This window comes from Duganella sp. Root198D2 (genome assembly GCF_001428585.1).
GTDB lineage: Bacteria > Pseudomonadota > Gammaproteobacteria > Burkholderiales > Burkholderiaceae_D > Rugamonas.
The window spans coordinates 184,762-208,843 of record NZ_LMIC01000004.1; the positions used below are offsets into that span (position 1 = coordinate 184,762).

Sequence of the window (24,082 nt, forward strand, 5' to 3'; positions counted from 1 at the left end):
TCTAGTTCGCTGCTTTTATTGTAGCAACTATCATACCGAAAATTACTTTTCGCGCAGGGGGCGTTTGCATTCCGCAACAGGGCGCTTAAACAAATTGTGGGACTGACAAGGGATCGAAATCTTTCCAGTCGCCGTTCTCGATGAGGCCCTGGGCGCGCTCGATCTTTTCGGCGCCCTGCTGGCGCATCAGTTCAATCGCGCGCGCTTCCTGCCCCTCGTCCACGGCCACGGCCACGGCGACCATCATGCCGGAGTGGCGCGGTGGCGGACCCGATTCATTTTTTTCCTTCATTTCAGAAAAGCTGTACAGTGAGCCTACATGGGCGCCGACCAGCCCACCCAGCACCGGCCCCAGCGGCCCGGCCAGCGGAATGGCTGCCGCCCCGGCTGCCGCACCGATGGCGGCGCCGGTCACCTCCCCCTTGGCCACTGCTTGCGGGGTCTGCCTGGCGCCCGGCGACTCGGCGCGGTCGCCGCCGGTCGGGATCACATTGTGCTGCCCGGGTGGGTTGTTGAAGAAGTTGGTGACGCGACCGGCAGCGAAACCGGCCGCCTTGAATGCTTCGCATACGTCAAGCGCGGTTTCCTGCAACTGGAAATGTCCTGCAATGATGGTGGCCATGTTGTTTCCTCCAAAAGCCCTAGCCTGCCTAAGCTGCGCTTTTATGACTGTTAGCTATCGCACGCGCACCTTTTCTATTTCCCGCCGTATAATCAGTTCGTCCACATCAGATGCCACTTTGACATGAGTAGCTTCTACAACGAAAGGACTGCCGAACGCACGGCGATCGCACTGTCCGAACTGCTGGACGGTCACCCCGTTGCGACCTTCGTCATTGACGTCGACCACGTCATCACCCACTGGAACAAGGCCTGCGAACACCTGCTGGGCTGGGGCACGCATGAAATGGTGGGCACGCGCCAGCACTGGCAAGCCTTCTACACCAAGCCGCGTCCCTTGCTGGCCGACCTGATTGTGGACAATATCGACCCCGCCACCGACCGCAACTTCCGCGACAAGTACAAGTCCTCTTCGCTGATCGACGGCGCCTATGAGGAAGAGGACTTCTTTCCCAACCTGGGTGCGGCCGGGCATTGGCTGCAATCGACGGCGGCGCCGCTGCGCGGGCACGACGGCAAGCTGGTGGGCGCCATCCAGAGCCTGCGCGACGTCACCGAGCGGCGCGTTGCGGAAAATGCCCTGCGGCGCGCGCACGACAACCTGGAACAGACCGTGCGCCAGCGCACCGCCCAGCTGGCGGAAGACATCCGCCAGCGCCAGAGCGCCGAAGAAGAGCTGCGGCGGCGCAATATCGAACTGACCGAGCTCAATGAAACCCTAAGCCGCACGCAGCAGCAACTGGTGCAGTCCGACAAGCTGGCTTCGATCGGCCAGCTGGCTGCCGGCGTGGCGCACGAAATCAATAATCCGATCGGCTACATCTTCTCCAACTTCGGCACCCTGCAAAGCTACCTGGACAGTCTGTTCTCCATCCTCGACACCTACCAGCAGGCGGAGGCGGCGATTGTCGACCCGGCGGTGGCGGCACGCCTGCGCGCCATGCGCGAGCAGGTCGAACTGGATTTCCTGCGCACCGATATCCCGACCCTGATGCAGGAGTCGAAGGAAGGCATCGTGCGCGTGCGCCACATCGTGCAAGACTTGAAGGACTTCTCGCGCGTCGACAACCAGCAGGAATGGGTCTGGGCCGACCTGCGCCAGGGCATCGACTCCACCCTCAACATTGTCAGCAACGAAATCAAATACAAGGCCGACGTGGTGCGCGAGTACGGCGAAATCCCGGACATCGAATGCCTGCCGCTGCAAATCAACCAAGTGGCGATGAACCTGCTGGTCAACGCCGCCCACGCCATTGGCTCGATGCGCGGACGCATCGAAATCCGCACCGGCTGCGATGGCGAGCAAGTCTGGTTCAGCGTGTCCGACAACGGCAGCGGCATCGCGCCGGATAACCTGGGCCGCATTTTCGATCCCTTCTTCACCACCAAGGAAGTCGGCAAAGGCACCGGCCTTGGCCTGTCCCTGTCCTACGGCATCGTGCAAAAGCACCAGGGCCGGATCGAGGTCCAGTCCACCCTCGGCCAGGGCACGACATTCCGCGTCACCCTGCCCAAGAAACGTCCTCCCAACGAGCAGAAGGAAGCCCCCCAATGATGACCATCCTGTGTGTCGACGACGAGCCGAACATCCTCTCCTCCCTGCGCCGCCTGTTCCGCGGCAAAGGCTACGAGGTGCTGACGGCCATCAGCGGCGCGCAGGGACTGGAATTGCTGGAGCAGCAGCCGATCGACCTGGTGATCTCCGATATGCGCATGCCGGAAATGGACGGCGCACGCTTCCTGGCCCAGGTGCGCGAACGCTGGCCCAATACCGTGCGCCTGCTGCTGACCGGCTACTCCGATGTGCAGTCCATCCAGGACGCCATCAACTGCGGCGAGATTTACCGCTACATCACCAAACCCTGGGACGACAACGACATCCTGCTGATCGTGCGCCACGCGCTGGAACGCCACCAGCTCGAGCTGGAAAAGCAGCGCCTGGAAGCGCTGACGGTCAAGCAGAACGAAGAGCTGAAGTCGCTCAACGCCGGCCTGGAACATAAGGTCGAAGAGCGCACGCGCCAGCTCAAGGCCAATTTCCTGACCACCATCAAGATCCTGTCCAGCATCGCCGAAGCACGCGGCACGGGCCAGACCGGCCAGACGCGCCAGGTGGCCGACCTGGCGCGCAAGATGGCGACCCAGCTCAAGCTCGATATGAACGAGGTGCAGGATATCTTCATCGCCGCCCTGCTGCACGACCTTGGCCGCATCGGCTTTTCCGACGAGATGCTGCGCACCCCGATGACCATGCTGCAAGGCGCCGACCTGGCGCTGTTCCGCAAGCACCCGGTGTCGGGCGCGCAGTTGCTGATGCCGCTGACCGACATGGCCGGCGTCGCCGCCATCGTGCGCCACCAGATGGAGCGCTTCGACGGCCAGGGCTATCCGGACCGGCTGGCCGGCTTTGCGATCCCGATCGGCTCGCGCATCCTGACGCTGGCGATCGATTACTACAACCTGCAGCAGGGCGCCCTGGTGCAGCGCCACCTGAAGCAGGAAGAAGCCAAGTCGCTGGTGATGGACGGCAGCGGCAAGCGCTACGACCCGCAGGTGGTGCAGGCCTTCCGCCAGGTGGTTGACGGCGGCGCGCGCGGCGCACTGGAAAGCACCGATGTCGAACTGCTGTCCGGCGAACTGGTGCCGGGCATGGTGCTATCGCGCGACGTGGTCAGCCGCGACGGCCTGATGCTGCTCGCCTCCGACCATGTGCTCAATGAACGCATGATCCAGCAGCTGCAGGACTTCGAAAAAAAGAGCGGCCACCGCCTGCCTATCTGGGTTCAGCGGAGCGCAATGGCAAATACACGGTAAACGCCGAACCCTTGCCGGGCTCGGAAATAACATTGATGCGCCCGCCATGCTTGCTGACGATGCCGTAAGCCAGGTAGAGACCCAGGCCGGTGCCGCTGCCCACCGGCTTGGTGGTGAAGAAGGGGTCGAAAATGCGGCCCAGGTTCTCGGGCGGGATGCCGACGCCGTTATCCTGGATGCGCACATGCACGCCTTCGCGGTCGGCACCGGTCACGATGCGGATGATGCCCTGGGCCGGCAAGGCCTGGATCGCATTCAACAGGATGTTGCGGAACACCTGGTTCAACTGGCCAGGCAGGCCATGCACCGGCGGCAGCTTGCCATAGTGCTTGTCGACCTTGGCCTTGAAGCGCAGCTCGTTGGCCAGGCTGTGCAGCGTGCCGTCCAGCCCTTCGTGCACGTCGGTTTGCTGCCAATGGCTCTCGCCCAGCTCCGAGAAGTCCTTCAGCGCCTGCACGATGTCGCGTACGCGGTGCAAGCCATCCATCGATTCGCGCAGCAAGGCCGCGGTATCTTCTTTCATGAAGTCGAAATCGGCCTGGCTGCGCTGCTCCGCCGTAGCGCTGTGCTCGACCAGCTCGAACAGGGTATCGGCATAGCTTTTCAGGGTGCCGATATTGGAGGTAACGAAGCCTACCGGGTTGTTGATCTCGTGCGCCACGCCTGCGGCGAGCTGGCCGATCGAGGCCATGTTCTGCGCCTGCAGCAGGGTTTCTTCCATTTCCTTGCGGTCGGTGATATCGGTCAGGGAACCGATCACCTCGAGCGGCGCGCCCTGCTCGTCGCGGATCAGGCGCAGCTTGTCGTGCATCCACAGGTAGCGCCCGTCGGCCGTGCGGAAGCGGTACTCGTAGGCTTTCTCGCCTTCGGTGAAGATCTGCGCCAGGCTGGAAAAAATGTTCGGCGCGTCGTCGGGGTGGATATGGTCGAACCAGAAATTGGGGTCGGCCACCATTTCCGCCGGCCGGTAGCCCAGTACATTCAGCGCATTGGCGCTGACGAAGGTCATCTTGAAGTCGCCGCTCGGCACCGTGCTGTAGATGATGGCCGGGGTGTTGTCGACCAGGTATTTCAGGCGCTGCAGCGGATCGGCCGGTTCGCTGGCGCGGGCCGGCGCTTCGCTGGTGATGAAATCGAAGTCTTCGAATTCCATGGGCGCCTTCGCAGTCTCCTTACCAGTCGGCCCAGGCGAACGACCGCACGGGCATTGGCATCGCCAGGAAGGCCGGTTCCGGCGCCGGCGGCGGCGGCGCCGCCAGCCAGTCGCGCGGATCGACCCGGTAGTACTTTTGCAGCTCGCCGTACAAGGCCGCATGGCGCTCGGCCAACTGCCACGGCCGCGTGAAGAAGGTTTCGGTGACCACGGCAAAGAACTCGGCCGGGCTGGTGGCGCCGTAATGGTCCAGCACACTGTCCTGCCGGCCCAGCCAGGCTGCGTGGCGCAGGTTGGCGTAGTCGCGCGACAGCACCTCCGACCAGCTGCGGTAGCTGTCCGGGCTGCCCAGGTAGGGGGCGCCGTTATTGCTGCCCGATTCGCTGTCGAGCTGGTGGGCAAATTCGTGCAGCACCACGTTGTTGCCGCCCTGCCAGTCCAGCGTGCCGCGTTCGACATCGTCCCACGACAGCACGATACGGCCGTCGCTCCACGATTCGCCCAGCATCTGCCGGCGCCCGGGAGTCACCACGCCGCCCGCCTCCACCTCATCGCGCCGGGCGACAAAGGCGCCCGGGTAGACCAGGATCGTGTGCAGGGCGCGATAAACCCTGCTCGGCTTGTTCAGCAGCAGCAGGCAAGCCTGGGCCGCGATCGTGACGCGCATCACATCGCTGACCTCGAGCCCGGCGCAACCGACGAATTTTTTCTGGTGCAGGAACTGCACCACCATGCGTTGCAACTGGCGCTGCAGATCAGGCGCCAGCTGGCGGTAGAAGGGAATGCTGCGCTCGAGCGCAGCCTGCTCGGCGACAGCCAGCGGCCGGGCCAGCGCCCGTCGCAAACTCCAGCGTGGATATACGAGCGGCGCCGCGATACCCAGCGCCGTCAAAATAAGCAAAACCCAAGCGTCCATGATGCCGTCCATAACAGAACTCGTTCCGCCACAGATGGGGCTGGTTAATGGCATTTCAACATGCCATCAATGGAAGCTTATCACTGTTCCGGCTTAAGGCATGGCCTTTTGCATGGAGCTCGGGGCGCCAAACAGCGCTGCCACCAGCGGGTCGCGCTGAACCGGAGCCCGGTTGACGCGGATGGCGTAATGGGTGTCGTCGGCCAGGATATGGAAATGACGGCCATTGCCGGCCATGCTCTGCTCGCGCAGGCTGGGGCGCTCCTTGCGCGGTGGCGCACCTTCGCGCTTGGGCTGGGCGATCGCGGCCAGGAAGGCTTGCACGCGTTCGGCATCCGGGGTCAGCTGGTATACCGCCTTGCCCAGGTAGGTTGCCGTGCCTTCTATATAGCGAGCCAGTTCGATCACGCCTGCTTCGCGCAGGTCGCGGATGTACTTACGGGCGCCAGAGGGCGAAAATTTGAGGAACCAGGCGATCTCGTCGGCCAGCATTTCGTGGTTTTGTAGTTCCGCCACCAACTTTTGCATATTTTCAATGCGGCGCAGGGTTGCCGAGGTGGAGCGGACGCGCTCGATCGGGGCTAGCGACAGGGCTTTGCGCTCCGACACGGGACCGGGACGCTCGACAAGCGCCAGGCGTGGACGGGCAGGCACAGCCGGCAATGGTGCCGGCAGCTCCAGGGTAGCTTCGATTTCGAGGCCATGGGACGATTCTCTGATTGCGTGCATTTGAACACTCCTTGTAGAAGCCAGGGTGGATTCGCAGGCTCCAGAGTGCCTGCCTGCGACTCATCGGTCTGTGCGGCAACGAACATACAAACGCACAAACATTGGCTATTTGCCAATCTTGGGTGCGTCCTGGGTTTAGACAAGGCTTTCCTGTGTGTGTTCCCGAACAGAGTAGAAACCCGACAGCGACCTATGCTGGACCCGGCATCAACCAACCAGAGAGGAACGATCATGAAATATCCAGTCCTGCTCGCAGCCCTGGCCCTGGTGGGCCTGAGCGCCTGCGAAAAGACCGTGACCAACAACCCGCCGCCAGTCGTGGAGCCGGCGCCGCCGCCAGCTGTCGTGCCGGGGCCGCCGGGGCCATCGGGCCCGCAAGGTGATCCGGGAACGCCTGGGCCGCAAGGCGAGCCAGGCAAGCCGGGGGGCGACACGGTGATCGTGGCGCCGCAGACCCCGCCGCCGGAACCTGAAAAAAAATAGTCATTCAGTCAACCAACCGCCACCTATACCCGTTTAGGTGGCGGCTTGACGGGAATTTCAATAGTGAAATAAGGTATATGTTGTATAAATGCTACATACTTGCTATACTTCAAGCCAAATGTGCGCCAACGCACTGATACTCGCGGTTAACGCCGCCTAAACTGAACCCACAGCAATGCATCACCGCTGGGAAAGGGAGTCGCGCAACTTTTTTTTGCGACTTTGCTACTCAAACAACGGGAGTTTTCTAGTGAATAAGATTAAGAATATCGCCATCGCCGCTGCGATGTTGTCGGCTTCGTTCGCCGCTTCGGCGCAGGACACCCTGCTCAACCAAAACTGGTACGTCGGCGCTGGCGCTGGCGCGTTCCGCCCTGACGGTGACTGGGGCATCGACAAGTACGACGGCGCTTACGGCCTGAAGCTGGGCAAGGCCCTGAATGAACAGTGGGACCTGCAATTCAACGCCACCCACGCTGCCACCAAGAAGTTCGGCTCCCGCTACGGCCAGAAAACCCTGGGCGTTGACGGCCTGTATATGCTGACCCGCAAGTCGGTACGTCCATTCCTGCTGGTTGGTGCCGGCATGGAACGCGATGTGTTCACCGCAGCGAACAGCCTGGCTGAACCAAAGCGCAATTCCCCGTTCGTCTCCGTTGGTGTAGGCCTGCAGTCGAACATCACCGACCGCCTGTTCCTGCAAGCTGACCTGCGCAACGTGCACGGCTTCATCCGCGGCGACGAGTTCGCCCTCTCGAAGTCGAACAACAAATACCTGATGTTCTCGCTGAACTACCTGCTGGGCCCAGCACCACAGCCAGCCCCGGCTCCGGTACCGGTCGCGCCAGTTGTTGCCGAGCCAACCCCTGCGCCGGTCGTAGCGCCAGTGGTGACTCCGCCGCCAGCACCGAAGTTCGAAAAAGTGACCATGTCCGCCAATGAGCTGTTCGCCTTCGACAGCGCCAACCTGGCACCGGAACAGCCTAAGCTGGACGACATGGCCAAGCTGCTGAGCGAAGACAAATCGGTCAACAACGTGGTCATCACCGGCCACACCGACCGCCTGGGTTCCGACAAGTACAACCAGAAGCTGTCCGAGCGCCGCGCTGAAGCTGTCAAGACCTACCTGGTCAGCAAAGGTGTTGATTCTTCCCGCCTGACCGCGCAAGGCAAGGGCAAGTCCCAGCCAGTGGTTCAGTGCAACGACAAGAAGATGAAGCGCGCTGACCTGATCAAGTGCCTGGAACCAAACCGTCGCGTCGACATCGACAACGTGACCGCGGAACGCCGCGTCAAGTAATCACTGCCAAGGCAGTCTGGAAAGGGACCTTCAGGTCCCTTTTTTTGTGCCCCGGCGCACCGTCAGCTGGCCACTGCGCGCGTAAGCTTGCCCCATGAGCTGGAGACGCCTGCCCCACATCGCAAAAAAACTGCCTGCCGTCGGCTGGTGCGCCATCACCGAATGGCTCGAGCACCGCGCCAGCAGCAAGGGTGCCGCGCTCGCCTTCTACACCCTGTTTTCGCTGGCGCCGATCCTGGTGCTGGTGATTGCCATTGCCGGCCTGTTCTACGGCAAGGAGGCGGCGCAGGGCGAACTGTTCTTCCAGTTGCGCGGCCTGGTAGGCAGCCAGGGAGCGGAAGCGATCCAGCTGATCCTGTCGGGCGCCACCAATGAAACACAAGGCGTGATCGCCACCATCATCGCCGGCGCCCTGCTGCTGTTCGGCGCCACCAGTGTGTTCACCGAACTGAAAGGCAGCCTTGACGAAATCTGGCAATTGCCGCCCGCGCAAGGCAGCGGCATCTGGGATACCGTGCGCACCCGGCTGCTGTCCTTCGGCATGGTACTGGTGCTGGGCTTCCTGCTGCTGGTATCGCTGGTGGTCAGCGCCGCCCTCGCCTTCGCCGAGAAAAAAATGGGCGCCTACTGGCAGGATGCCGCGCTGCTGCTGACCGTCCTCAACCAGGTCATCAGCTTCTTCGTGATTTCCGCCCTGTTCGGCGTGATCTACAAGATGCTGCCGCGCGTGAAGCTGTCCTGGCGCGACGTGGTGATCGGCGCCCTCGGCACAGCTGCCATGTTCACGCTCGGCAAATACGCCATCGGCGTGTATATCGGCAACAGCGGCGTGACCGACAGCTTCGGCGCTGCCGGATCGCTGATCGCGGTACTGCTCTGGGTCTATTACTCGGCCCAGGTGTTCTTCCTTGGCGCCGAATTCGCGCGCCAGTATGCGCTCCAGCTTGGCAGCCTGCGGCACCGGCAATAAGCTCACTCGCCAAGCAGTTCGGCAACCACCTCCATGCCCTCGACTTTTTCCGCCACGACCTTGACGATCACCACCACCGGTACGCCCAGCAGCAAGCCCCATACGCCCCACAGCCAGCCCCAGAACAGCAGGCTGACGAACACGGCGGCGGCATTCATGCGCGCGATGCGGCCGGTCATCCAGGTGGCAATCACGGTACCGACCAGGGTCGCGATGGCAATCGACGCCAGTGCCACCAGCGCCACCATTTGCAGCGATTCCGTTTGCAGGTAGGAGGCGACGCTGAGCGCGCACACGATCAGCAAGGGGCCGAAATACGGCATCAGGTGCAGCAGGCCGGCCACGATGGCCCAGGCGCCGGCGTTTTCCAGGCCGATAAAGTGCAGGGCCAGCCACATCAGCAGCGCCAGCAGCACATTGGTCACCAGCAGCATGAACATATAGCCCTGGATCGAGCTGTTGATCTCGTCCAGGATCTGCAGCGTGACCTTCTTGCGCGTCAGCGAGGGCCCGGCCAGTTTGACCAGCTTGCGCTTGAAGGTGTCGCCGGACAGCAGCAGGAAAAACACCAGGAACACCACCATGGTGGCCTGGCTCAGGAAAGACAGCAGGCCGCGCGAGCCGGCCCAGACCCAGTCGATCACCTTGATATGGCCGCCGTCCTGCGTCACCACGGCTACCGCCTTGCGCGGCGGCGTGGCCGGTTTGCCGGACGTGGCTTGCTCGATCTGGGTGGCGACGTCCTGGATGCGTTTCAGCGTGCTGTCCTTGCCCGTGGTGGTCGACGCCACCAGGCGCGAAAACTTGCGGCCGGCATCCGGCAGTTCTTCGATGATGTTGGAAAATTCGACGTGCACCTTCTCCGCCGTCACCGCACCGCCAACCAGGATGGCGAAGGTGACCAGCGTGGTGCCAAGCGCACGCCGTACGCGCACGCGCTCCAGCCAGGCTACCAGCGGATTAAGCGTGTAGGCCAGCAGGATGCCGAGCAGCAGGGGCACGAGGAAGCCCCGGCCCCACTGCAAGGCGTACAGGAAGGCGACAGTGGCAAGGATGGTCTGCGCCAGGCGCATGAGCCATGCCACCCGCGTTTATTTGACGCGGATGTCGTTCTTGACTTCTTTGACACCTTTCACGCCGCGTGCGATTTCGCCGGCGCGGGTGATGTCGGCAGGCTGGGCCACAAAGCCGCTCAGCTGCACGGTGCCTTTGAAGGTTTCGACATTGATTTCCGTCGACTTCAGCGATGGCTCGTTGAAGATGCTGGCCTTGACCTTGGTCGTCAGTGCAGAGTCGTCGACATATTCGCCGACACTTTCCTGGGTTGGGGTCGAGGCGCAGCCAGCCAGGCCGAGGGTGGATGCAACGAACACGGCAGTAGCGAATTTATGTGCGAGTTTCATGGCGCTTCTCCTATGTGTGGTGGGTGTTCCGGGCACTAGTGTCCAGCTAACAGGGGCAGTTATCTGTTCGCCAGCGAACATTGTGCGGAATCGCACAGACGAGCACGCGCAGCGCGCCCTAAGCTGCGCCTAATCCCACCCACAGGAGGAGGCATCATGAAACCGACTGTATCCCTGGCAGCGATGATGGTGGCGGTGGCCGCACTGTCGGCCGGCTGCGCCAGTAATTCATCCTATCCCCAGTCCACCGACTATTCCTCGCAGGCTGATATCTCGACGTATGGCACGGTGGACTCGATCCGCGTGGTACGCGTTGACCCGGCCACCAGCGGGGCCGGCGCTGTTGCCGGCGGCTTGCTGGGCGCCCTGGCCGGCAGCCAGATCGGCTCCGGCTCCGGCCGTACCGCGGCCACCGCCGCCGGCGCCATTGGCGGTGCCGTGATCGGCAACCGTGTCGAAGAGAGCCGCAACATGCCGCGCGATGTGTACCAGATCAGCGTGCGCCTGGATAACGGCGACTACCGCACCATCAACCAGGACAGCGCCTACGACCTGCGGGTCGGCACGCGCGTGCGCATGGTCGATGGCCGGGTGTATCGTTATTAACGGGAGGTAGCCATGGCCACCATTCTGCTGATTGTGCTGGTGCTGCTTGTCATTGGCGCCCTGCCGACCTGGCCGCATAGCCGCAACTGGGGCTATGCCCCCAGCGGCGTTGCCGGCCTGATTGTAGTCGTCCTGCTCATCCTGCTGCTGACCGGCAGGCTCTAGCGAAGGAGCAACATCATGAAAAAGCTGATTGGCGTTGCGGCGCTGGCCCTGTGCGGGCTGGCCGGCGCCCAGGTCACGCCGCCTGAAGTTGCACGGCAGCAACAGCAAGAACTCAAGCGCGGCGACCCGCCGCGCTGGACCAGGCCGGACCGCACTGAAGCGGCCCAGCTTGCCACGCTGCGCAAGGAAATCAACGCGGCCCTGCGCGAAGCCCTGGAAGCCTGCAAGCAGCAAGGGGCTGGCGCAAACAGTGACTGCGTGAAGGAAGCGCGCACTATTGCCCAGGCGGATATGGCCAACGCACGCCAGATCCACCTGGCCTCGCGCGACCTGTCGCGTACTTTCGAGACTAGTGGTAAATAAGCAAGCGGACAACCAGCAGTTATGGTCGCAGCATAAAAAGTCATCCTGACCTTGCGCCAGGTCAGGTATGATGCGAGCATGCCACATGCATACCAATTACAAAGAGAGCAACACCGGGCCACAACCGTCCAGCGCTTGGGCATCGGTGTTGCACTCTACGACCGCTATACCGAGCTGAGCGCTCCGCACGTGACCCCGGTCCACGTGCGCAAGGGCACCATGCTGCAGGAGGCCGGCGCGCGCGCCACCCACTACTACTGGATTTCCAGTGGCGTGGCGCGGCGCGGCCATATTTCCGTTGCCGGCGAAGACCTGACCCTGGGCTTCATCACCGAAGGCGAGAACACCGGTTCGCACAGCGATATGATGGGCGGCCTGCAAGGGGAACCGGCGCTGGAATTCTTCGTCGCCGAGACCGCGGTCGAGGCCTGGCGCATCGACTGGATGGCCATGCAGCGCCACAAGGCCGAGCATGGCTTCGTGCACGAGTATTACCTGAAGATTATCGAATGCAGCATCCGCCGCTATGCGGCCAACCTGCAGATCCGCAGCCACAATTCGGCGGAAGCGCGGCTGGAAGCGTTCCGCAGCCAGTTCCCCGGCCTGGAACAGCGCATTACCCAGCGCGCGCTGGCCTCTTACCTCGGCATCACGACGCAGTACATGTCGCGCCTGCGCAAAACGCCTTAAGCCTCGGGCTTGCGCCGCATCAGCCACCAGGCGCCCACTGCCGCCAGTACCCCGGCCGCCGCAGCCGGTTTCCACAAGCGCTTGCGGGCAATCCACGAACCCACCGTCACCGCATACGGCAGCACGGTTTTGAAGCTGATGCCGGACAAGCCGCCGCCCTGGCCGATGAAAGCGCCAAGGCGCGACTGCAGCGTGCCGATGGCCTGGTCCACCGCCCCATGCAGCAAGGCTTGCGGCTGCAGGGCATGGATCACTTCATGCTTGGAGCGCAGCGTGCTGAGGCGGTACAACTCCCCTTCCCGCACCAGCCTTTCCTTGGCGACGGCAAGCGCCTGTAATTCCTGTCTGGACGCCATGTTTTCCCTTTCAAAGCAGCATGTCGCGGTCGGACTTGAGTTCCGCCATGGTCGCCGACAAGCCCAGTTTGCCTTGCCGCACCAGGCGGCGTCCCCACAGCACCAGGCCGATTGCCAACACTGAAAAGGCAAGCGCCAGTACCAGCAGGATTTTCCAGCCCATCGCCTCCCAGCACAGGTAGATCAGGGTAGCCGTGCCGAACGCAATGGCGAACCAGGCAGCCAGCAGGGCCACGGCAAACACGATGGACAATTGCAGCACCGTGTCGCGCACCTCGGTCAGCTCGAGGGCTGCGAGTTCCAGGCGCGACAGTAAAAGGTGCAGGCAGTTTTTGGCAAGCCCGGCCACTGAGGCGATCAGGCCGGGCGGTGGTGGTGGTGCCTGGTTCTCGGCCGACATCGCTTATTTGCGGCCGAGGATAACGCCGACCAGCAGGCCCACGCCGGCAGCCACGGCGATGGAACGCCATGGATTTTCCTTGACGTAGGCGTCGGTCGAAGCGGCCGCCTGCTTGGCGCCGGCCACTGCGCTGGCCTGGGCTTCATGCGCCTTGGCCAGGGCGCTATCGAGCGCTTTCATGCCGCGGCCACGCAACTCGTCGGCTTTTTCACCGGTCAGCGCGGTAGCGGCAGTAAACAGGGCTTGCGCATCCTTGACCAGCGTTTTTACATCGTTGTTGACGGTACTGATGTTCTGTTCCAGCATGATAGGACTCCTCTTTCGTCAGTGATTCAGGCCAATAGGTCTCGCATATCGTCGGCGTGTTCTTCCTCTACCGCCATGATTTGCGTCAAGAGTTGCTTGGTCGTCGGGTCGCTGTCGCCAATCAGTTCGATCATCTGGCGATAGCTCTCGATTGCCACCCGTTCTGCCACCAGGTTGGCCCGTACCATTGCTTGCACCTCCCTTGAGTCATCATACTCGGCATGGCTCCTGTCGAGCAACGTTGCTGGATTGAAATCGGGTTCGCCATTGAGCTGGACGATGCGCTCGGCCAGCCAGTCGGCATGCTCCTGCTCCTGCGTCGCATGCTCCAGGAACTCGGCCTTGATCGAAGCATTCGACAGGCCGGTCACCATGTAGTAGTGGCGCTTGTAGCGGTGGATGCAGACCAGCTCGGTGGCCAGCGCTTCGTTCAGCATCTGCAGCACCTGCGCGCGGTTGCCCTTATAGCCTTCGGTCACCGGACCGTCGGCCATATTGCGGGCTGCCGCGCGGATCGCATTTTTATCGATCATGGAAACTCCTCGTTAGCGGCGGTAAGTGATCGGGCGGCCCGCTTCGGACAACACGATCTCGACCCGGCGGTTCATCTGGCGTTCGCCGGCCGTGGCATTGCCGGCCACCGGGTAGGCTTCGCCGTAGCCGCGCGTTTCGATGCGCGCGCGCGCCACGCCCATCTGGCCCAGCGCCACGCGGATCGCCTCGGCGCGCCGCTGCGACAGCTGCAGGTTGTAGGCATCGCTGCCGGTGCTATCGGTAAAGCCTTCGACCAGCACGGTGCGGTCCGGGTTATCGCGCAGCACATCGGCCAGGCGCTGGGCCACTGCCATGCCCTGCGAAGTCAGGTTGGCCTGGTCGACATTGAACAGCACATCGCCAAAGGTGATGACGATGCCGCGTTCGGTCTGCTTGGCTTGCAGCTCGGACAGCGCGGCGGCCAGCGCAGCGGCGCGGGACTGGGCCTCGCGCGTGGCGGCTTCGGCGCTGGCGGCCTGGTTCTGCGCGTTCTCGGCATCCATGCGCGCCTGCTCGGCACGCCGCTGGGCCGCTTCGGCTTCCGCGGTGCGGGCCTGCAGGCGCACCTGGTCACGCTGGGTGGCGGCGTCCTTCACCTGGTCTTCGGCAGACTTGGCACGCGCGACTTCTTCGGCGCTGGCGGTCTTCTGCTTGGCGATATAGGCCAGCTTGTCGATCTCGGCCAAGCTTTCGTTGCGCGCGGCGGCGGTATTGGCCTGGTCCATGGCGCGGGTAGCGGCCGCCAGCTCGGCTATGGCGTACTTGGCCACGATCGGGTTGCCCTGCGCCTGGGCATAGTTGGCACGCGCGGTTTCCAGCTCACCAGTGGTGGTCGGGGTGGTGCTGCAGGCTGCCAGGGCCAAGGCCGCTGCCAGTGCAACAGGTTTGAAGTTTGGCTTGAACATGGTGGCTCCTTTCTCAGCGAGTCATGGTGCTGTTGGCGCGATCGAGTTCTTCGCGCAGCACACGGATATCGTCTTGCAGTTGATTGGCGGCCTCGGTGGCCTTGGCACTGCTGGCCTTGCTTTGCGCCAGCTTGGCGTCGGCCTGCGCCTGTTGTGCCAGGTCCTGGGCGGTGCGGTAATCCTTGGCTGCCAGCGCCTGGTTGGCGCGCAGCATCTTGTCGCGCGCTGCCGCCATCTCGGCCGGAGCCAGTTCCGGTGCGCCAGTCGAGGCTGCGGCTTCCACTGCCGTGCGCGACGATGCTACTTCGGCCGTGGCCGGGGTCTTCATGCTGCTGCAACCAGCCAACGCGATCACGCAAGCGGCGCAGGCGGTAGTCAACAGTGACAGGCGATTCAGCGAATCCATTGTTGTTCTCCTCAAAGCGATTGGGGTATTGCAGTTATATAAGCTGTCCCCGCTGGGTTCAGTACGGTGCCGCACATTGAAGTCGGGCTGCCCGGTGTAGCCTGTCGCTATGGCACATACAATTTCTCGCCGTGCAAAGATAAGCCTGGCTGTGCTGGGCTTTCTCGTGGCCATTCCGGCGGTGGCCCTGGTGATCCTGTTGAACTATGACTGGAACCGCGCCCGCCCCTGGCTGGGTGCGCGTGCCACGGAAGCGCTGCAAAGGCCCGTGCAGTTACGCGGCAATTTGTCGCTGACCTGGCAAAAACAGCCACTGCCGCAACAGGCGCGCAGCTGGCGCGACCATATCCCCTGGCCGCACCTGGTGGCGCAGGACGTCCACGTGGGTAACCCTGCCGGGCTGCCGCAGGGCGACACTGCTGCCGCGCAAAGCCTGGCATTCTCACTGAGCCCGTTTGCCCTGCTGGGCCGCAAGATCGCCATTCCCGAACTGCGTTTCGACCAGCCGCAACTGGCGCTGCTGCGCCAGGCTGACGGCAAGAACAACTGGACCCTGCCCAAGCGCCCGCCATCGGAGTGGCGCATGGAGCTGGACCGGGTAGTGTTCACGCGCGGCACCATCAAGCTTGACGATGCGCAGCAGGATATCGCTGCCACCGCCCACGTCGACACCCTCGACAACGATCCCCGCTACGGCGTGCAATGGACGCTGGCCGGCAAATGGAACAAGCAGGATATCCGCGGCAAGGGCAAGACCGGCGCCGTGCTGGCCTTGCGCGACACCGCCCTGCCCTTCCCGATCCAGGCCGATGCCAAGGTCGGCCTGGTCAGCGTGGCGGCGCAAGGCACGCTGACCAACCCGGCCCAGCTCGCCGCCATCGACTTGCAGCTCAAGGTTGGCGGCGCCTCGGCCGCGCGCCTGTATGCGCTGACCGGGCTGCTGTTGCCGGAAACCCCGCCCTTCACCACCGCCGGGCGCCTGAGCGGCCACCTGGCCGAAGGCGCCAGCCAGTGGACTTACGAGAAATTCACCGGCCGCGTCGGCGACAGCGATATCGCCGGCACCCTGTCGTTCCAGCAGCGCCAGCCGCGCGGGCTGCTGACCGGCTCGGTGCATTCGCGCCTGCTGCAATTCACCGACCTGGGTCCGCTGATCGGCGCCGACTCCAACGCCAGGAAAGAAGAGCGCGGCGTGGCAGCGGTGCAGCCGGCCGGCAAGCTATTGCCGGTGGAAACCTTCAAGACCGAACGCTGGACGGCCATCGATGCCGATGTCAGCTTCCGCGCCGAACGCATCGTGCGCACCAAGGAACTGCCGCTCAGCAAGCTGCAAACCGAATTCCACCTGAAGGATGGCGTGCTGCGCCTGACGCCGCTCAACTTCGAATTTGCCGGCGGCCAGGTCGCCTCCAAAGCCACCCTGGACGGCAGCAGCGGCCAGGCCGTGGCCGCCACGCTTGACGCCACCGCCCGCCATATCAAGCTCAGGCAACTGCTGCCCAAGCTGCCCGAACTCAAGCAGGCCACCATTGGCGAAATCAATGCCGCCGCCAAACTGACCGCCACAGGCAATTCGGTGTCGACCATGCTGGCCCATTCGAACGGCGAACTGAAAACCCTGGTCAACGACGGCACCGTCAGCAAACTGCTGCTGGAACAAATGGGCCTGAACATCGGCAATATCGTGCTGACCAAACTGTTTGGCGACAAGCCGGTACACCTGAACTGCCTGGCCGGCGACTTCGGCGTGCGCGACGGCCTGGCACAAACGCGCTATTTCATTGCCGACACGGAAGACGCGACCGTGCGCATCAATGGCGCAGTCAACCTGGCCAGTGAAAAAATCGACCTGACGCTGAAACCCGAAAGCAAGGGCCTGCGCATCATCTCGCTGCGCGCGCCGATCTATGTGCGCGGTTCGCTCAAGCAGCCCGACGTCGACATCGACAAGGGCGTGATTGCGATGCGGGCCGGCGGTGCGCTGGCGCTCGGCGCCCTCGCGGCACCGGTGGCGGCGCTGGCGCCGCTGATCAGCGCCGGCGGCGAAGGCGACAACCAGTGCGCCGCCCTGCTGGCAGCGGCCCGCGAAAAACCCAAGGCGCCGCCGCCCGGCAAGACGCAAAGGTAACAAGCCGTTACACCGTGAAATAGCGAACAGATCACATCCGGCCCGCGCCGTAAGCTGGAACCAGTATTCCAAGTTACGGAGGAAACATCATGAAAACCAAACAGATTGCTGCCCGCCTTGCCATCGCAAGCGCCCTGCTGGGCCTGGGCGCCTGCTCCTCGATGTCGCAACAGGATAAGAACACGGCCATTGGCGCCGGTGTCGGTGCGGTCGCCGGTTCCGTGCTGACTGGCGGCTCCACCACCGGTGCGGTGGGTGGCGCCGTGGTCGGTGGCGTGATCGGTAACCAGGTCGACAAACCACGCCGCTAAGCCGGCGTGCGGACCTGCTGGTAGCAATGGCAGGACACCGCTTCCAGGCCAGCCGGGTCCAATATTTCGATATTGCCCCGGCTGTAGCTGATCAAGCCCTGCCCTTGCAATGCACTCGCCGCCTTGGTCACGCCGACGCGGCGCACGCCCAGCGCATGGGCCAGGAACTCATGGGTCATGTGGAAGCGGTCCGACTGCAGGCGGTTGCGCGTGACGAGCAGCGAGCGCGCCAGGCGCGCCTCCAGCACGTGGAAGCGGCTGCATACCGCAATCTGGATCGCTTGCGCCAGCAGGCTGTCGGTATAGCGATGCAGCAGGCGCTGCAGCGAATCCATTTCCGCAAACTCGGCAATGAAATCTTCCGCTTCCATGCGCAGCGCATGGCCGCTGCGCTGGACCACGGCACGCACCTGGGCGCAGCGCTGGCCCAGCGCCACGGAGGCGCCGACCATGCCTTCGCGGCCGGCCGAGCCGACCTCCAGCGTCATGCGGCCTTCGGCCACAGCCAGCAGGGAGATCAGGGTGTCGAGCGGGAAGTAGATGTAGTCGATGGTTTGGCCGGCTTCGAACAGGATGTCGCCGGCGCCGAGGTCCACCAGTTCGCACAAGCCCTCGAGGTGCTCGAGGTCGTCTTCCGGCAAGGTTGCCAGCAGGCGGTTGCCGATGCGGGGTGGTGGCGATTCACTGCTTGGAACGGTATGAAGATTCAGGGTCATTGCCGTCAGCCTGGTGGAGTTTAGGCGGAGCGTATCGGCAATTAAAAAGACTGTATGTACGCTGACGCACGGAAGCAGGCCAGCCCGGCCACCACAATGCGTTTATCCAATAGGAAAGGAAGTACCGCATGGAACGAGAACCCAAGAGCATGAGTTACACCACCCACCCGCTGCTGCTGATCGCAGCCATTGCCGTGGTGCTGTTTTGCGGCGTCGGCATTGCCGCGGTCATGGGCTGGCTGCCGCAATCGGGCGCGAAGATGGGGCCTCCGGTGGCCGAAGCACCGCTGCAGGTAATGGGCGCGCGCGACATGGGGCCGCCACCGCCGCCAGCAGGTTACGCGCCGGTCGACCGGGTGGCCGACACGTCTGGCTACTCGGGCCACTCGGGCTACGCGGGCAGCGGCGGCGGCAGCTACGGCGGCGGCACTGCCCCGTCCGCACGCAATGCGGCGGACGCAGCTTATGCCGAAGCGCCCGCCGCGGCGCGGGCGCCGGCGCCCGCCGCCTGCCATAGCTGCGGTGTGGTGCAGTCGGTGCATGCCGTCACCCAGCGCGGCCAGGGCAGCGGCCTGGGCGCAGCCGGCGGCGCGATAGTCGGCGGCTTGCTGGGCAACCAGGTCGGCGGCGGTTCGGGCCGCAAGATCGCCACCGTGGCCGGTGCGGTCGGCGGCGCCGTGGTCGGCAACCAGGTGGAAGGCAATATGAAGTCCACCACGAGCTACCAGGTGCGCGTCCGCATGGAGGATGGCAAGCTGCGCACCATCGGCAGCAGCTCGGCCAACTGGCAGGCCGGCGACCATGTAAAAGTCGTCAAAGGACGTTTACAACGACGCTGATAGTTCGACAACGAACAGATGACGCGGTTGAACGCAGCAATAATGCACCCAGGATTACGGACTATGAGAGGAAAACATCATGCTCTATACGATCGCTGTTGTACTCATCATCTTGTGGCTGCTCGGCCTGGTGACCTCCTACACTGTGGGCGGTTTCATCCATATTTTGCTGGTCGTGGCAGTTATCATGATCCTGTTGCGCCTGATCAGTGGGCGCGGTATTTAGATAAGCCGGCCAAGCCGGCGTACACTAGCGGGGCGGGGACTGCGGCGCAGGACCCGTCCCGCTTTTTTTCGAGCATTTTTAACGAAGGAGAAGTTCATGCCCAATAAAACCCTTGCTGCCCTGCTGATTGCCGCGCTTGTCACGACCGGCTGCGCGGATATGAGCGCGACCCAGCGCGGCACTGCCACCGGTGCCGGGGTCGGCGCCGGCCTTGGCGCCGTGCTCGGCGCCGCGACCGGTCCTGGCGGCGGCAAACGGGCGGCCGGCGGCGCGGCAATTGGCGCGGCCATCGGCGCCGTGGTCGGCAACGTCTGGTCCAAGCGCATGGAAGCGCAGAAGCAGCAAATGGAACAGGCGACCCAGGGCACCGGCGTGCAAGTCACGCAAACCGGCGACAATCGCCTGAAGCTGGAGATCCCGAGCGATATCTCGTTCGACACCGGGCGCTCCGACATCAAGCCGGACTTCCGCCCTATCCTGGACCGCTTCGCCAGCACGCTCAATGAAAACCCGGCGACCTCGGTGAGCATTGTCGGCCACACCGACAGCACCGGCAGCACCGGCGTCAACCAGCCGCTGTCGGTCGAGCGCGCAGCCCATACCCGCGACTACCTGGCGACACGCGGCGTATCGCCAACCCGTATCGTGATCGAAGGGCGAGGCGAGCAGGAACCGATCGCCTCGAACGACGACGCAGCCGGCCGCGCGCGTAACCGCCGCGTGGAAATCTTCGTGGCCGAGCCACGCCAGCCACAAGGCTAAGCAATCCTGGACGGCCCGGGGCATGCTGTCCCGGGCCGCGCCTCACGCCCCTGGGAGCCCCCATGAAAATCCGATCCTTCTTCCTGCTTTGCCTGGCGGCCGCGCCAGCGATGGCGCAGACTTTGAAACCAGGTTTGTGGGAGCTGGATAACCGCATCGCCTCTGCCAGTCCGGAAATGATGGCGATGATGGCGGCAGCCCAGCAGCAGATGGCGAATATGGCGCCGGAACAGCGCAAGGCAATGGAACAAATGATGGCGCGCCACGGCGTCAACATGGGGCTGGGCGATAACGGCGGCGTCAAGCTGAGCTATTGCCTGACCAAGGACATGGCCGAGAAGCAGGACTTGCCGGCCGGCCAGCCCGGCCAGTGCAGCACCACCCGCACCCCGGTGCCGGGCGGTTTGAACGTGACCTTCAATTGCACCCGCCCGCCCTCAAGCGGCAATGGGCAGGTGATCTTCAACGGCAATACCGCTTACAGCATGCGCATGAACGTAAACAGTTCAGCGCAGGGCAAGCCGCAGAACATGGTGGTGGAAGGCAGCGGCCGCTGGCTCAGTGCGGACTGCGGCAGCGTGGCGGCGCCAGCGCCAGCCGCGCCGCCCAGCAAGCCAGGACCGGAAGTGCAGGCGCCTACTCGCCGCGCTCAATAAAGGCCCAGTACAGTTCGCGGGCCTTGGCAGCGACAGGACCGGCCGGCAGTTCGCGGCCGTTATAGCGCACGCAAGGCGTGACCTTGCCGAAGTTGCCGGTGTTGAAAATCTCGCTGGCGCGAGCCAGTTCTTCCGGCTTGACGCTGCGCTGCTCGACCTCAATGCCGGCCTCGGCCAGCAGCTTGATCACCCGGGCGCGGGTAATGCCCGCCAGGAAGGTGCCATTCAGTGCTGGCGTCACGACCTTGCCTTCAGCCGTCACGAAGAACAGGTTGGCGGTGGCGAACTCCGCCACATTACCCTGGCTGTCGCAAACGACCGCGTTGTCGCAGCCGCGTTCTTTTGCTTCACGCAGCACGCGGGTCGAATTGGCGTACAGCGCGGAGGCCTTGGCATCGGTCGGCGCCATGTCGGCATCCGGGCGGCGCATGGCCGACAGGCAGGCCGAGAAGCCGGTGAAGGGCGGCACCGGTGCATCGAACAGGGTCAACGCGAAGGCAGCCTTCTCGGAAACCGGGATCAGCAAGCCATCGGTAGCAAAGACCAGTGGGCGGATGTAGAGTTCAGCGTCGGCCGGGAAACGCGCCACGCCCTCTTTCACCAGCTGTTCCATTTCATTTACGCTGAGCGGACATTCCAGGCCCAGGCTGCGCGCCGAGCGGATGACACGCTCGAGGTGCGGACGCAGGTCCGGCAGCTTGCCGCGCATGGCACGCGCACCATCGAAAACTGACGAGCCAAGCCAGACGCTGTGGTCCATGGCACCAAACAGTGGCGCATTGCCTTCCGCCCAGTTTCCATTGAAGTAAGTCAGATACATAGTGTTCCCCGCTGAAAGTTCCAGCTTGGGAATGTAGCACATCAGAAAGCGTGGCGCAGGCCGAAGGTAATGGCGCGGCTGCCCTTGCCGGTTTCGCTGGCAGTGCCGGCGGTATAAGCCGCGCCGTTGCGGTTGCGGATGTGGGCGAAGGATGCGTGCAGCGCGGTGCGCCGGGACAGCGCATACACCACGCCAAGTGCGGCCTGGTCGGCATCGTGATTCGGCGGGCTGCGGTCGTCCTTGTGGATGAACGAGGCCATATAAGTGGCGCGGCCGCTGGTATAGGAAATGCCGGCCAGCATATCGTGGCTGTAGAGCGACGGCGTTGTCAGCGCCAGGGCGCCATACGGGTTGGCCGGGTCCCAAGGTGAACTGCCGAGGCCCCGATTGATGCCATACGCGGCGAATACCGTGGTGGCGCCAAATTCCAGGTTGGCTGCCACCAGGGTATTGCGTGCGGACAGGTCAACCGGCTGCGTGGTGCCGACCGCCTCGATCGGGTTGCGCTTGCGCTGGTGGGCAATGCGGACATTGAACATGCCGTTGGCAAAGCCCAGCGTGGCGCCATAGGCCCGATTGCGCGAGGTGCTGAATTCCGACTCGCCGAAACTGTAGATGGCGCCGGCGCTCCATTGATGGCCGGACGGCGTGCGGTATTTGACGGCATTGTCGTAACGCTTGGTGGTAAAGCCCATCAGGTTGGTCGCGGTACCGGCCAGTCCGCCATGGAAGGGATCGGCCACTTCGGCCAGCGCCTCATATTGCAGGTTGTACTGGCGCCCCAGGGTCAGCATGCCCCAAGTCCCGTCGAGCCCGACCCAGGCCTGGCGCCCCAGCAGGCGGCCCTCTTCAGAGCGGCCGGTGTCGTTTTCAACCCCGCCTTCCAGGGTGAACACGGCCGAGGTGCCATTGCCGCCCAGCGGTTCACGTCCAGTGATGCCGATGCGCGAACCTTCCGAGATGCCGGGCGAAACTTTGCTGCTGGCGCAATTGTCCTTGCAGCCGCGTTCGAGCACGACGCCGGCGTCGACCACGCCGTAGGGCTGGACGCCCTGTGCCGCCGGCGGTTCCCTGGTCTGCGCCAGCGCCAGTACAGGCATTGTGAGCAGGATGGCAAGTGCTTTCATGCTTGTCAGCTTAGGGTAAGCAGTGTGATGCAATCTGTGCGCACACAAACAAAACACCCTGGAGACCGAGTATGTCCAGCAAGCGTTGCAGCGCCGCCGACGCCGTCCGCCTCGTGCGTGATGGCGACATGATCATTGTCCCGACCGGCGCCGGCGAGCCGCCGGCCCTGTTGCGGGAACTGTCGGCACAGCGCCGCAGCTTCAAAGGCGTGCAGGTGGCGCAAATCCTCGCCATGCGCAAGTACGACTACTTCGATCCGGAAACTGCGCATCATGTGCGGCATTGCGCGCTATTCTTCGGCGGCGCATCGCGGACCGCGGGACAGGCGGGCTGGGCCGATTTCATCCCGGCCTATTTCTCGGAGATCCCATCCTTGATCGATCAGGGACAGATGCCCGCTGATGTGGTGTTTGCAATGGCCTCGGAAATGGATGCGCACGGCAACTTCGCGCTCAGCCTGGGCGCCGACTACACCATGGCGGCGCTGCAGAAAGCGCGCGTGATCGTGCTCGAATCCAATCCCAATGTGCCGTTCGCGCACGGCCAATGCCATATCCACATTTCGCAGGTCACGGCCGTGGTGGAAAGCGATGAGCCGGTGATCGAAGTCGGCCTGCCGAGGATCGGCCCGGTGCAGGAAGCGATCGCGGCGCATGTCGCACCCATGATCGACGACGGCTCGACCTTGCAGATCGGCTATGGCGGCATTCCCGATGCGGTGGTGATGCAGCTCACCAGCAAACAGGACCTGGGCATCCATACCGAAATGATTGGCGACGGCATCCTCAAGCTGGTGGAGTGCGGTGCTGTCACCAATCGCCGCAAAACCTTCATGCCGGGCCGCATGGTGGCGACGTTCGCGCTGGGTTCGCGCAAGCTGTACGACTTCATGCACCACAACCCGATGCTGGAAATGCACCCGGTCAGCTTTACCAATGATCCCTGCATCGCCGGGCAGAACGACAAGCTGGTTTCGATCAATGCCAGCCTGCAGGTCGACCTGCTGGGCCAATGCGGCTCGGAAAGCCTGGCCCACCTGCCCTATTCCGGCACTGGCGGCCAGGTCGACTTTGTGCGCGCCGCCAACCGTTCGCGCGGCGGCAAGTCGTTTATCGTGCTGCCATCAACCGCCAAGGAGGGCAGTATCTCGCGCATCGTCCCGACGCTTTGTGCCGGGACGCATGTGACTACCAGCAAGAACGACATCAATTACGTGGTCACGGAATATGGCGTGGCCCAGCTGCGCGGCAAATCGGCCAGGCAGCGGGCCGAAGCGCTGATCGGTATTGCCCATCCTGACTTCCGGGCCGAATTGCGGCGCGAGGCAGCCCGGCTGAACTACAGCTGATTATGTACGGTAGCGAACAATCAAACGT

General features: G+C 63.5%; 31 protein-coding genes. 16 read left to right on the forward strand and 15 right to left on the reverse strand.

Annotated features, from left to right (window positions below; all coding sequences use genetic code 11):
* Positions 1-85 precede the first annotated feature (85 nt).
* A complete protein-coding gene (locus ASE26_RS07055) occupies positions 86-622 on the reverse strand; it encodes a hypothetical protein (protein ID WP_057245843.1) in 537 nt (178 codons plus the stop codon).
* Positions 623-745: 123 nt separating this feature from the next.
* Here ASE26_RS07055 and ASE26_RS07060 point away from each other — a divergent pair, with 123 nt between their 5' ends.
* Both ASE26_RS07060 and ASE26_RS07065 read left to right on the forward strand, forming a co-directional pair.
* Positions 746-2,176 (forward strand): ATP-binding protein, encoded by a 1,431-nt coding sequence (locus ASE26_RS07060; RefSeq protein WP_055934877.1) that lies wholly within the window; start codon positions 746-748, stop codon positions 2,174-2,176.
* Positions 2,173-3,435 carry an HD domain-containing phosphohydrolase gene (locus ASE26_RS07065; protein WP_055934879.1) on the forward strand — a complete coding sequence of 421 codons (1,263 nt, stop codon included), beginning with the start codon at positions 2,173-2,175 and terminating at the stop codon, positions 3,433-3,435. Before ASE26_RS07060 ends, ASE26_RS07065 begins: the two co-directional genes overlap by 4 nt.
* Here ASE26_RS07065 and ASE26_RS07070 read toward each other — a convergent pair.
* The 3 genes from ASE26_RS07070 to ASE26_RS07080 all read right to left on the reverse strand — a co-directional run bounded on the left by ASE26_RS07070 (position 3,395) and on the right by ASE26_RS07080 (position 6,233).
* On the reverse strand, positions 3,395-4,588 hold the full coding sequence (locus ASE26_RS07070) for an ATP-binding protein (RefSeq protein WP_057245844.1): 1,194 nt from the start codon (positions 4,586-4,588) through the stop codon (positions 3,395-3,397). The two genes, ASE26_RS07065 and ASE26_RS07070, sit on opposite strands and share 41 nt — an antisense overlap.
* A 19-nt stretch (positions 4,589-4,607) precedes the next feature.
* The gene (locus ASE26_RS07075) at positions 4,608-5,504 is read right to left on the reverse strand and encodes a zinc-dependent peptidase (protein ID WP_057245892.1); all 897 of its coding nucleotides are present in this window, start codon (positions 5,502-5,504) and stop codon (positions 4,608-4,610) included.
* 93 nt (positions 5,505-5,597) lie between these two features.
* The gene (locus ASE26_RS07080; protein WP_229207240.1) at positions 5,598-6,233 is read right to left on the reverse strand and encodes a winged helix-turn-helix domain-containing protein; all 636 of its coding nucleotides are present in this window, start codon (positions 6,231-6,233) and stop codon (positions 5,598-5,600) included.
* Positions 6,234-6,464: 231 nt separating this feature from the next.
* Between ASE26_RS07080 and ASE26_RS30485 the strand changes: the two genes are divergently transcribed.
* The 3 genes from ASE26_RS30485 (at position 6,465) to ASE26_RS07095 (ending at position 8,986) form a co-directional block, all read left to right on the forward strand.
* Complete coding sequence (locus ASE26_RS30485) at positions 6,465-6,716, forward strand: hypothetical protein (protein WP_057245846.1); 252 nt, start codon at positions 6,465-6,467, stop codon at positions 6,714-6,716.
* Between the two features lie 250 nt (positions 6,717-6,966).
* Complete coding sequence (locus ASE26_RS07090) at positions 6,967-8,016, forward strand: OmpA family protein (protein ID WP_055934887.1); 1,050 nt, start codon at positions 6,967-6,969, stop codon at positions 8,014-8,016.
* Positions 8,017-8,110: 94 nt separating this feature from the next.
* Complete coding sequence (locus ASE26_RS07095; RefSeq protein WP_055934890.1) at positions 8,111-8,986, forward strand: YihY/virulence factor BrkB family protein; 876 nt, start codon at positions 8,111-8,113, stop codon at positions 8,984-8,986.
* 2 nt (positions 8,987-8,988) lie between these two features.
* Here ASE26_RS07095 and ASE26_RS07100 read toward each other — a convergent pair whose 3' ends face one another.
* Positions 8,989-10,059, reverse strand: coding sequence for an AI-2E family transporter (locus tag ASE26_RS07100; protein WP_055934894.1), 1,071 nt, complete (start codon positions 10,057-10,059; stop codon positions 8,989-8,991).
* 18 nt (positions 10,060-10,077) lie between these two features.
* The gene (locus ASE26_RS07105; RefSeq protein ID WP_055934896.1) at positions 10,078-10,389 is read right to left on the reverse strand and encodes a BON domain-containing protein; all 312 of its coding nucleotides are present in this window, start codon (positions 10,387-10,389) and stop codon (positions 10,078-10,080) included.
* 156 nt (positions 10,390-10,545) lie between these two features.
* Here ASE26_RS07105 and ASE26_RS07110 point away from each other — a divergent pair, with 156 nt between their 5' ends.
* From ASE26_RS07110 to ASE26_RS07120, 4 genes are all read left to right on the forward strand, one after another.
* The gene (locus ASE26_RS07110; protein ID WP_055934899.1) at positions 10,546-10,995 is read left to right on the forward strand and encodes a glycine zipper 2TM domain-containing protein; all 450 of its coding nucleotides are present in this window, start codon (positions 10,546-10,548) and stop codon (positions 10,993-10,995) included.
* Positions 10,996-11,007: 12 nt separating this feature from the next.
* The gene (locus ASE26_RS29715; RefSeq protein WP_082507486.1) at positions 11,008-11,160 is read left to right on the forward strand and encodes a DUF3309 domain-containing protein; all 153 of its coding nucleotides are present in this window, start codon (positions 11,008-11,010) and stop codon (positions 11,158-11,160) included.
* A 15-nt stretch (positions 11,161-11,175) separates the two neighbouring features.
* Entirely contained in the window at positions 11,176-11,523 is a 348-nt protein-coding gene (locus ASE26_RS07115) for a hypothetical protein (RefSeq protein ID WP_055934900.1), read from the forward strand.
* Between the two features lie 78 nt (positions 11,524-11,601).
* Entirely contained in the window at positions 11,602-12,213 is a 612-nt protein-coding gene (locus ASE26_RS07120; RefSeq protein ID WP_055934903.1) for a Crp/Fnr family transcriptional regulator, read from the forward strand.
* On the opposite strand, the gene ASE26_RS07125 is transcribed toward ASE26_RS07120, so the two are convergent.
* From ASE26_RS07125 to ASE26_RS07150, 6 genes are read right to left on the reverse strand one after another with little or no spacing between them, the layout of a single operon-like run.
* The gene (locus ASE26_RS07125; RefSeq protein WP_055934907.1) at positions 12,210-12,569 is read right to left on the reverse strand and encodes a hypothetical protein; all 360 of its coding nucleotides are present in this window, start codon (positions 12,567-12,569) and stop codon (positions 12,210-12,212) included. The genes ASE26_RS07120 and ASE26_RS07125 overlap by 4 nt on opposite strands.
* A gap of 10 nt (positions 12,570-12,579) precedes the next feature.
* The gene (locus ASE26_RS07130) at positions 12,580-12,969 is read right to left on the reverse strand and encodes a phage holin family protein (protein ID WP_055934910.1); all 390 of its coding nucleotides are present in this window, start codon (positions 12,967-12,969) and stop codon (positions 12,580-12,582) included.
* A 3-nt stretch (positions 12,970-12,972) separates the two neighbouring features.
* Positions 12,973-13,275, reverse strand: coding sequence for a YqjD family protein (locus ASE26_RS07135; protein ID WP_055934914.1), 303 nt, complete (start codon positions 13,273-13,275; stop codon positions 12,973-12,975).
* Between the two features lie 26 nt (positions 13,276-13,301).
* A complete protein-coding gene (locus tag ASE26_RS07140; protein WP_055934917.1) occupies positions 13,302-13,808 on the reverse strand; it encodes a bacterioferritin in 507 nt (168 codons plus the stop codon).
* A gap of 12 nt (positions 13,809-13,820) precedes the next feature.
* A complete protein-coding gene (locus ASE26_RS07145) occupies positions 13,821-14,714 on the reverse strand; it encodes an OmpA family protein (RefSeq protein ID WP_055934920.1) in 894 nt (297 codons plus the stop codon).
* 13 nt (positions 14,715-14,727) lie between these two features.
* Complete coding sequence (locus tag ASE26_RS07150) at positions 14,728-15,120, reverse strand: DUF4398 domain-containing protein (RefSeq protein WP_055934923.1); 393 nt, start codon at positions 15,118-15,120, stop codon at positions 14,728-14,730.
* A gap of 109 nt (positions 15,121-15,229) precedes the next feature.
* Here ASE26_RS07150 and ASE26_RS07155 point away from each other — a divergent pair, with 109 nt between their 5' ends.
* A complete protein-coding gene (locus ASE26_RS07155) occupies positions 15,230-17,248 on the forward strand; it encodes an AsmA family protein (protein WP_055934927.1) in 2,019 nt (672 codons plus the stop codon).
* An 89-nt stretch (positions 17,249-17,337) separates the two neighbouring features.
* Positions 17,338-17,559, forward strand: coding sequence for a glycine zipper 2TM domain-containing protein (locus ASE26_RS07160; protein ID WP_055934930.1), 222 nt, complete (start codon positions 17,338-17,340; stop codon positions 17,557-17,559).
* Here the strand turns inward: ASE26_RS07160 and ASE26_RS07165 are convergent.
* Entirely contained in the window at positions 17,556-18,275 is a 720-nt protein-coding gene (locus ASE26_RS07165) for a Crp/Fnr family transcriptional regulator (protein ID WP_055934933.1), read from the reverse strand. The genes ASE26_RS07160 and ASE26_RS07165 overlap by 4 nt on opposite strands.
* A 128-nt stretch (positions 18,276-18,403) precedes the next feature.
* Between ASE26_RS07165 and ASE26_RS07170 the strand changes: the two genes are divergently transcribed.
* The 4 genes from ASE26_RS07170 (at position 18,404) to ASE26_RS07180 (ending at position 20,758) form a co-directional block, all read left to right on the forward strand.
* Entirely contained in the window at positions 18,404-19,114 is a 711-nt protein-coding gene (locus tag ASE26_RS07170; protein ID WP_082507488.1) for a glycine zipper 2TM domain-containing protein, read from the forward strand.
* A 79-nt stretch (positions 19,115-19,193) separates the two neighbouring features.
* The gene (locus ASE26_RS30490) at positions 19,194-19,340 is read left to right on the forward strand and encodes a lmo0937 family membrane protein (RefSeq protein WP_139232699.1); all 147 of its coding nucleotides are present in this window, start codon (positions 19,194-19,196) and stop codon (positions 19,338-19,340) included.
* Positions 19,341-19,436: 96 nt separating this feature from the next.
* Positions 19,437-20,102: an OmpA family protein gene (locus tag ASE26_RS07175; RefSeq protein ID WP_055934939.1), complete on the forward strand. Its 666-nt coding sequence runs from the start codon at positions 19,437-19,439 to the stop codon at positions 20,100-20,102.
* A gap of 62 nt (positions 20,103-20,164) precedes the next feature.
* Complete coding sequence (locus tag ASE26_RS07180; protein WP_082507489.1) at positions 20,165-20,758, forward strand: DUF3617 domain-containing protein; 594 nt, start codon at positions 20,165-20,167, stop codon at positions 20,756-20,758.
* On the opposite strand, the gene ASE26_RS07185 is transcribed toward ASE26_RS07180, so the two are convergent.
* Together ASE26_RS07185 and ASE26_RS07190 are read right to left on the reverse strand one after the other, a co-directional pair.
* Positions 20,739-21,578, reverse strand: a complete 840-nt coding sequence (locus ASE26_RS07185; RefSeq protein ID WP_057245849.1) for a branched-chain amino acid aminotransferase — start codon at positions 21,576-21,578, stop codon at positions 20,739-20,741. The two genes, ASE26_RS07180 and ASE26_RS07185, sit on opposite strands and share 20 nt — an antisense overlap.
* 41 nt (positions 21,579-21,619) lie before the next feature.
* Positions 21,620-22,705, reverse strand: a complete 1,086-nt coding sequence (locus tag ASE26_RS07190; RefSeq protein WP_057245850.1) for a porin — start codon at positions 22,703-22,705, stop codon at positions 21,620-21,622.
* 71 nt (positions 22,706-22,776) lie between these two features.
* On the opposite strand from ASE26_RS07190, the gene ASE26_RS07195 reads away from it, so the two are divergent.
* Positions 22,777-24,054, forward strand: coding sequence for an acetyl-CoA hydrolase/transferase family protein (locus tag ASE26_RS07195; RefSeq protein WP_057245852.1), 1,278 nt, complete (start codon positions 22,777-22,779; stop codon positions 24,052-24,054).
* Positions 24,055-24,082 lie beyond the last annotated feature (28 nt).

What these genes read in the sequence shown, in the direction of transcription:
- ASE26_RS07055 (WP_057245843.1), bottom strand. Translation starts at nt 622, where the DNA reads ATGGCCACCATCATTGCAGGACATTTCCAGTTGCAGGAAACCGCGCTT.
- ASE26_RS07060 (WP_055934877.1), top strand. Translation starts at nt 746, where the DNA reads ATGAGTAGCTTCTACAACGAAAGGACTGCCGAACGCACGGCGATCGCA.
- ASE26_RS07065 (WP_055934879.1), top strand. Translation starts at nt 2,173, where the DNA reads ATGATGACCATCCTGTGTGTCGACGACGAGCCGAACATCCTCTCCTCC.
- ASE26_RS07070 (WP_057245844.1), bottom strand. Translation starts at nt 4,588, where the DNA reads ATGGAATTCGAAGACTTCGATTTCATCACCAGCGAAGCGCCGGCCCGC.
- ASE26_RS07075 (WP_057245892.1), bottom strand. Translation starts at nt 5,504, where the DNA reads ATGGACGCTTGGGTTTTGCTTATTTTGACGGCGCTGGGTATCGCGGCG.
- ASE26_RS07080 (WP_229207240.1), bottom strand. Translation starts at nt 6,233, where the DNA reads ATGCACGCAATCAGAGAATCGTCCCATGGCCTCGAAATCGAAGCTACC.
- ASE26_RS30485 (WP_057245846.1), top strand. Translation starts at nt 6,465, where the DNA reads ATGAAATATCCAGTCCTGCTCGCAGCCCTGGCCCTGGTGGGCCTGAGC.
- ASE26_RS07095 (WP_055934890.1), top strand. Translation starts at nt 8,111, where the DNA reads ATGAGCTGGAGACGCCTGCCCCACATCGCAAAAAAACTGCCTGCCGTC.
- ASE26_RS07100 (WP_055934894.1), bottom strand. Translation starts at nt 10,059, where the DNA reads ATGCGCCTGGCGCAGACCATCCTTGCCACTGTCGCCTTCCTGTACGCC.
- ASE26_RS07105 (WP_055934896.1), bottom strand. Translation starts at nt 10,389, where the DNA reads ATGAAACTCGCACATAAATTCGCTACTGCCGTGTTCGTTGCATCCACC.
- ASE26_RS07110 (WP_055934899.1), top strand. Translation starts at nt 10,546, where the DNA reads ATGAAACCGACTGTATCCCTGGCAGCGATGATGGTGGCGGTGGCCGCA.
- ASE26_RS29715 (WP_082507486.1), top strand. Translation starts at nt 11,008, where the DNA reads ATGGCCACCATTCTGCTGATTGTGCTGGTGCTGCTTGTCATTGGCGCC.
- ASE26_RS07115 (WP_055934900.1), top strand. Translation starts at nt 11,176, where the DNA reads ATGAAAAAGCTGATTGGCGTTGCGGCGCTGGCCCTGTGCGGGCTGGCC.
- ASE26_RS07120 (WP_055934903.1), top strand. Translation starts at nt 11,602, where the DNA reads ATGCCACATGCATACCAATTACAAAGAGAGCAACACCGGGCCACAACC.
- ASE26_RS07125 (WP_055934907.1), bottom strand. Translation starts at nt 12,569, where the DNA reads ATGGCGTCCAGACAGGAATTACAGGCGCTTGCCGTCGCCAAGGAAAGG.
- ASE26_RS07130 (WP_055934910.1), bottom strand. Translation starts at nt 12,969, where the DNA reads ATGTCGGCCGAGAACCAGGCACCACCACCACCGCCCGGCCTGATCGCC.
- ASE26_RS07135 (WP_055934914.1), bottom strand. Translation starts at nt 13,275, where the DNA reads ATGCTGGAACAGAACATCAGTACCGTCAACAACGATGTAAAAACGCTG.
- ASE26_RS07140 (WP_055934917.1), bottom strand. Translation starts at nt 13,808, where the DNA reads ATGATCGATAAAAATGCGATCCGCGCGGCAGCCCGCAATATGGCCGAC.
- ASE26_RS07145 (WP_055934920.1), bottom strand. Translation starts at nt 14,714, where the DNA reads ATGTTCAAGCCAAACTTCAAACCTGTTGCACTGGCAGCGGCCTTGGCC.
- ASE26_RS07150 (WP_055934923.1), bottom strand. Translation starts at nt 15,120, where the DNA reads ATGGATTCGCTGAATCGCCTGTCACTGTTGACTACCGCCTGCGCCGCT.
- ASE26_RS07155 (WP_055934927.1), top strand. Translation starts at nt 15,230, where the DNA reads ATGGCACATACAATTTCTCGCCGTGCAAAGATAAGCCTGGCTGTGCTG.
- ASE26_RS07160 (WP_055934930.1), top strand. Translation starts at nt 17,338, where the DNA reads ATGAAAACCAAACAGATTGCTGCCCGCCTTGCCATCGCAAGCGCCCTG.
- ASE26_RS07165 (WP_055934933.1), bottom strand. Translation starts at nt 18,275, where the DNA reads ATGACCCTGAATCTTCATACCGTTCCAAGCAGTGAATCGCCACCACCC.
- ASE26_RS07170 (WP_082507488.1), top strand. Translation starts at nt 18,404, where the DNA reads ATGGAACGAGAACCCAAGAGCATGAGTTACACCACCCACCCGCTGCTG.
- ASE26_RS30490 (WP_139232699.1), top strand. Translation starts at nt 19,194, where the DNA reads ATGCTCTATACGATCGCTGTTGTACTCATCATCTTGTGGCTGCTCGGC.
- ASE26_RS07175 (WP_055934939.1), top strand. Translation starts at nt 19,437, where the DNA reads ATGCCCAATAAAACCCTTGCTGCCCTGCTGATTGCCGCGCTTGTCACG.
- ASE26_RS07180 (WP_082507489.1), top strand. Translation starts at nt 20,165, where the DNA reads ATGAAAATCCGATCCTTCTTCCTGCTTTGCCTGGCGGCCGCGCCAGCG.
- ASE26_RS07185 (WP_057245849.1), bottom strand. Translation starts at nt 21,578, where the DNA reads ATGTATCTGACTTACTTCAATGGAAACTGGGCGGAAGGCAATGCGCCA.
- ASE26_RS07190 (WP_057245850.1), bottom strand. Translation starts at nt 22,705, where the DNA reads ATGAAAGCACTTGCCATCCTGCTCACAATGCCTGTACTGGCGCTGGCG.
- ASE26_RS07195 (WP_057245852.1), top strand. Translation starts at nt 22,777, where the DNA reads ATGTCCAGCAAGCGTTGCAGCGCCGCCGACGCCGTCCGCCTCGTGCGT.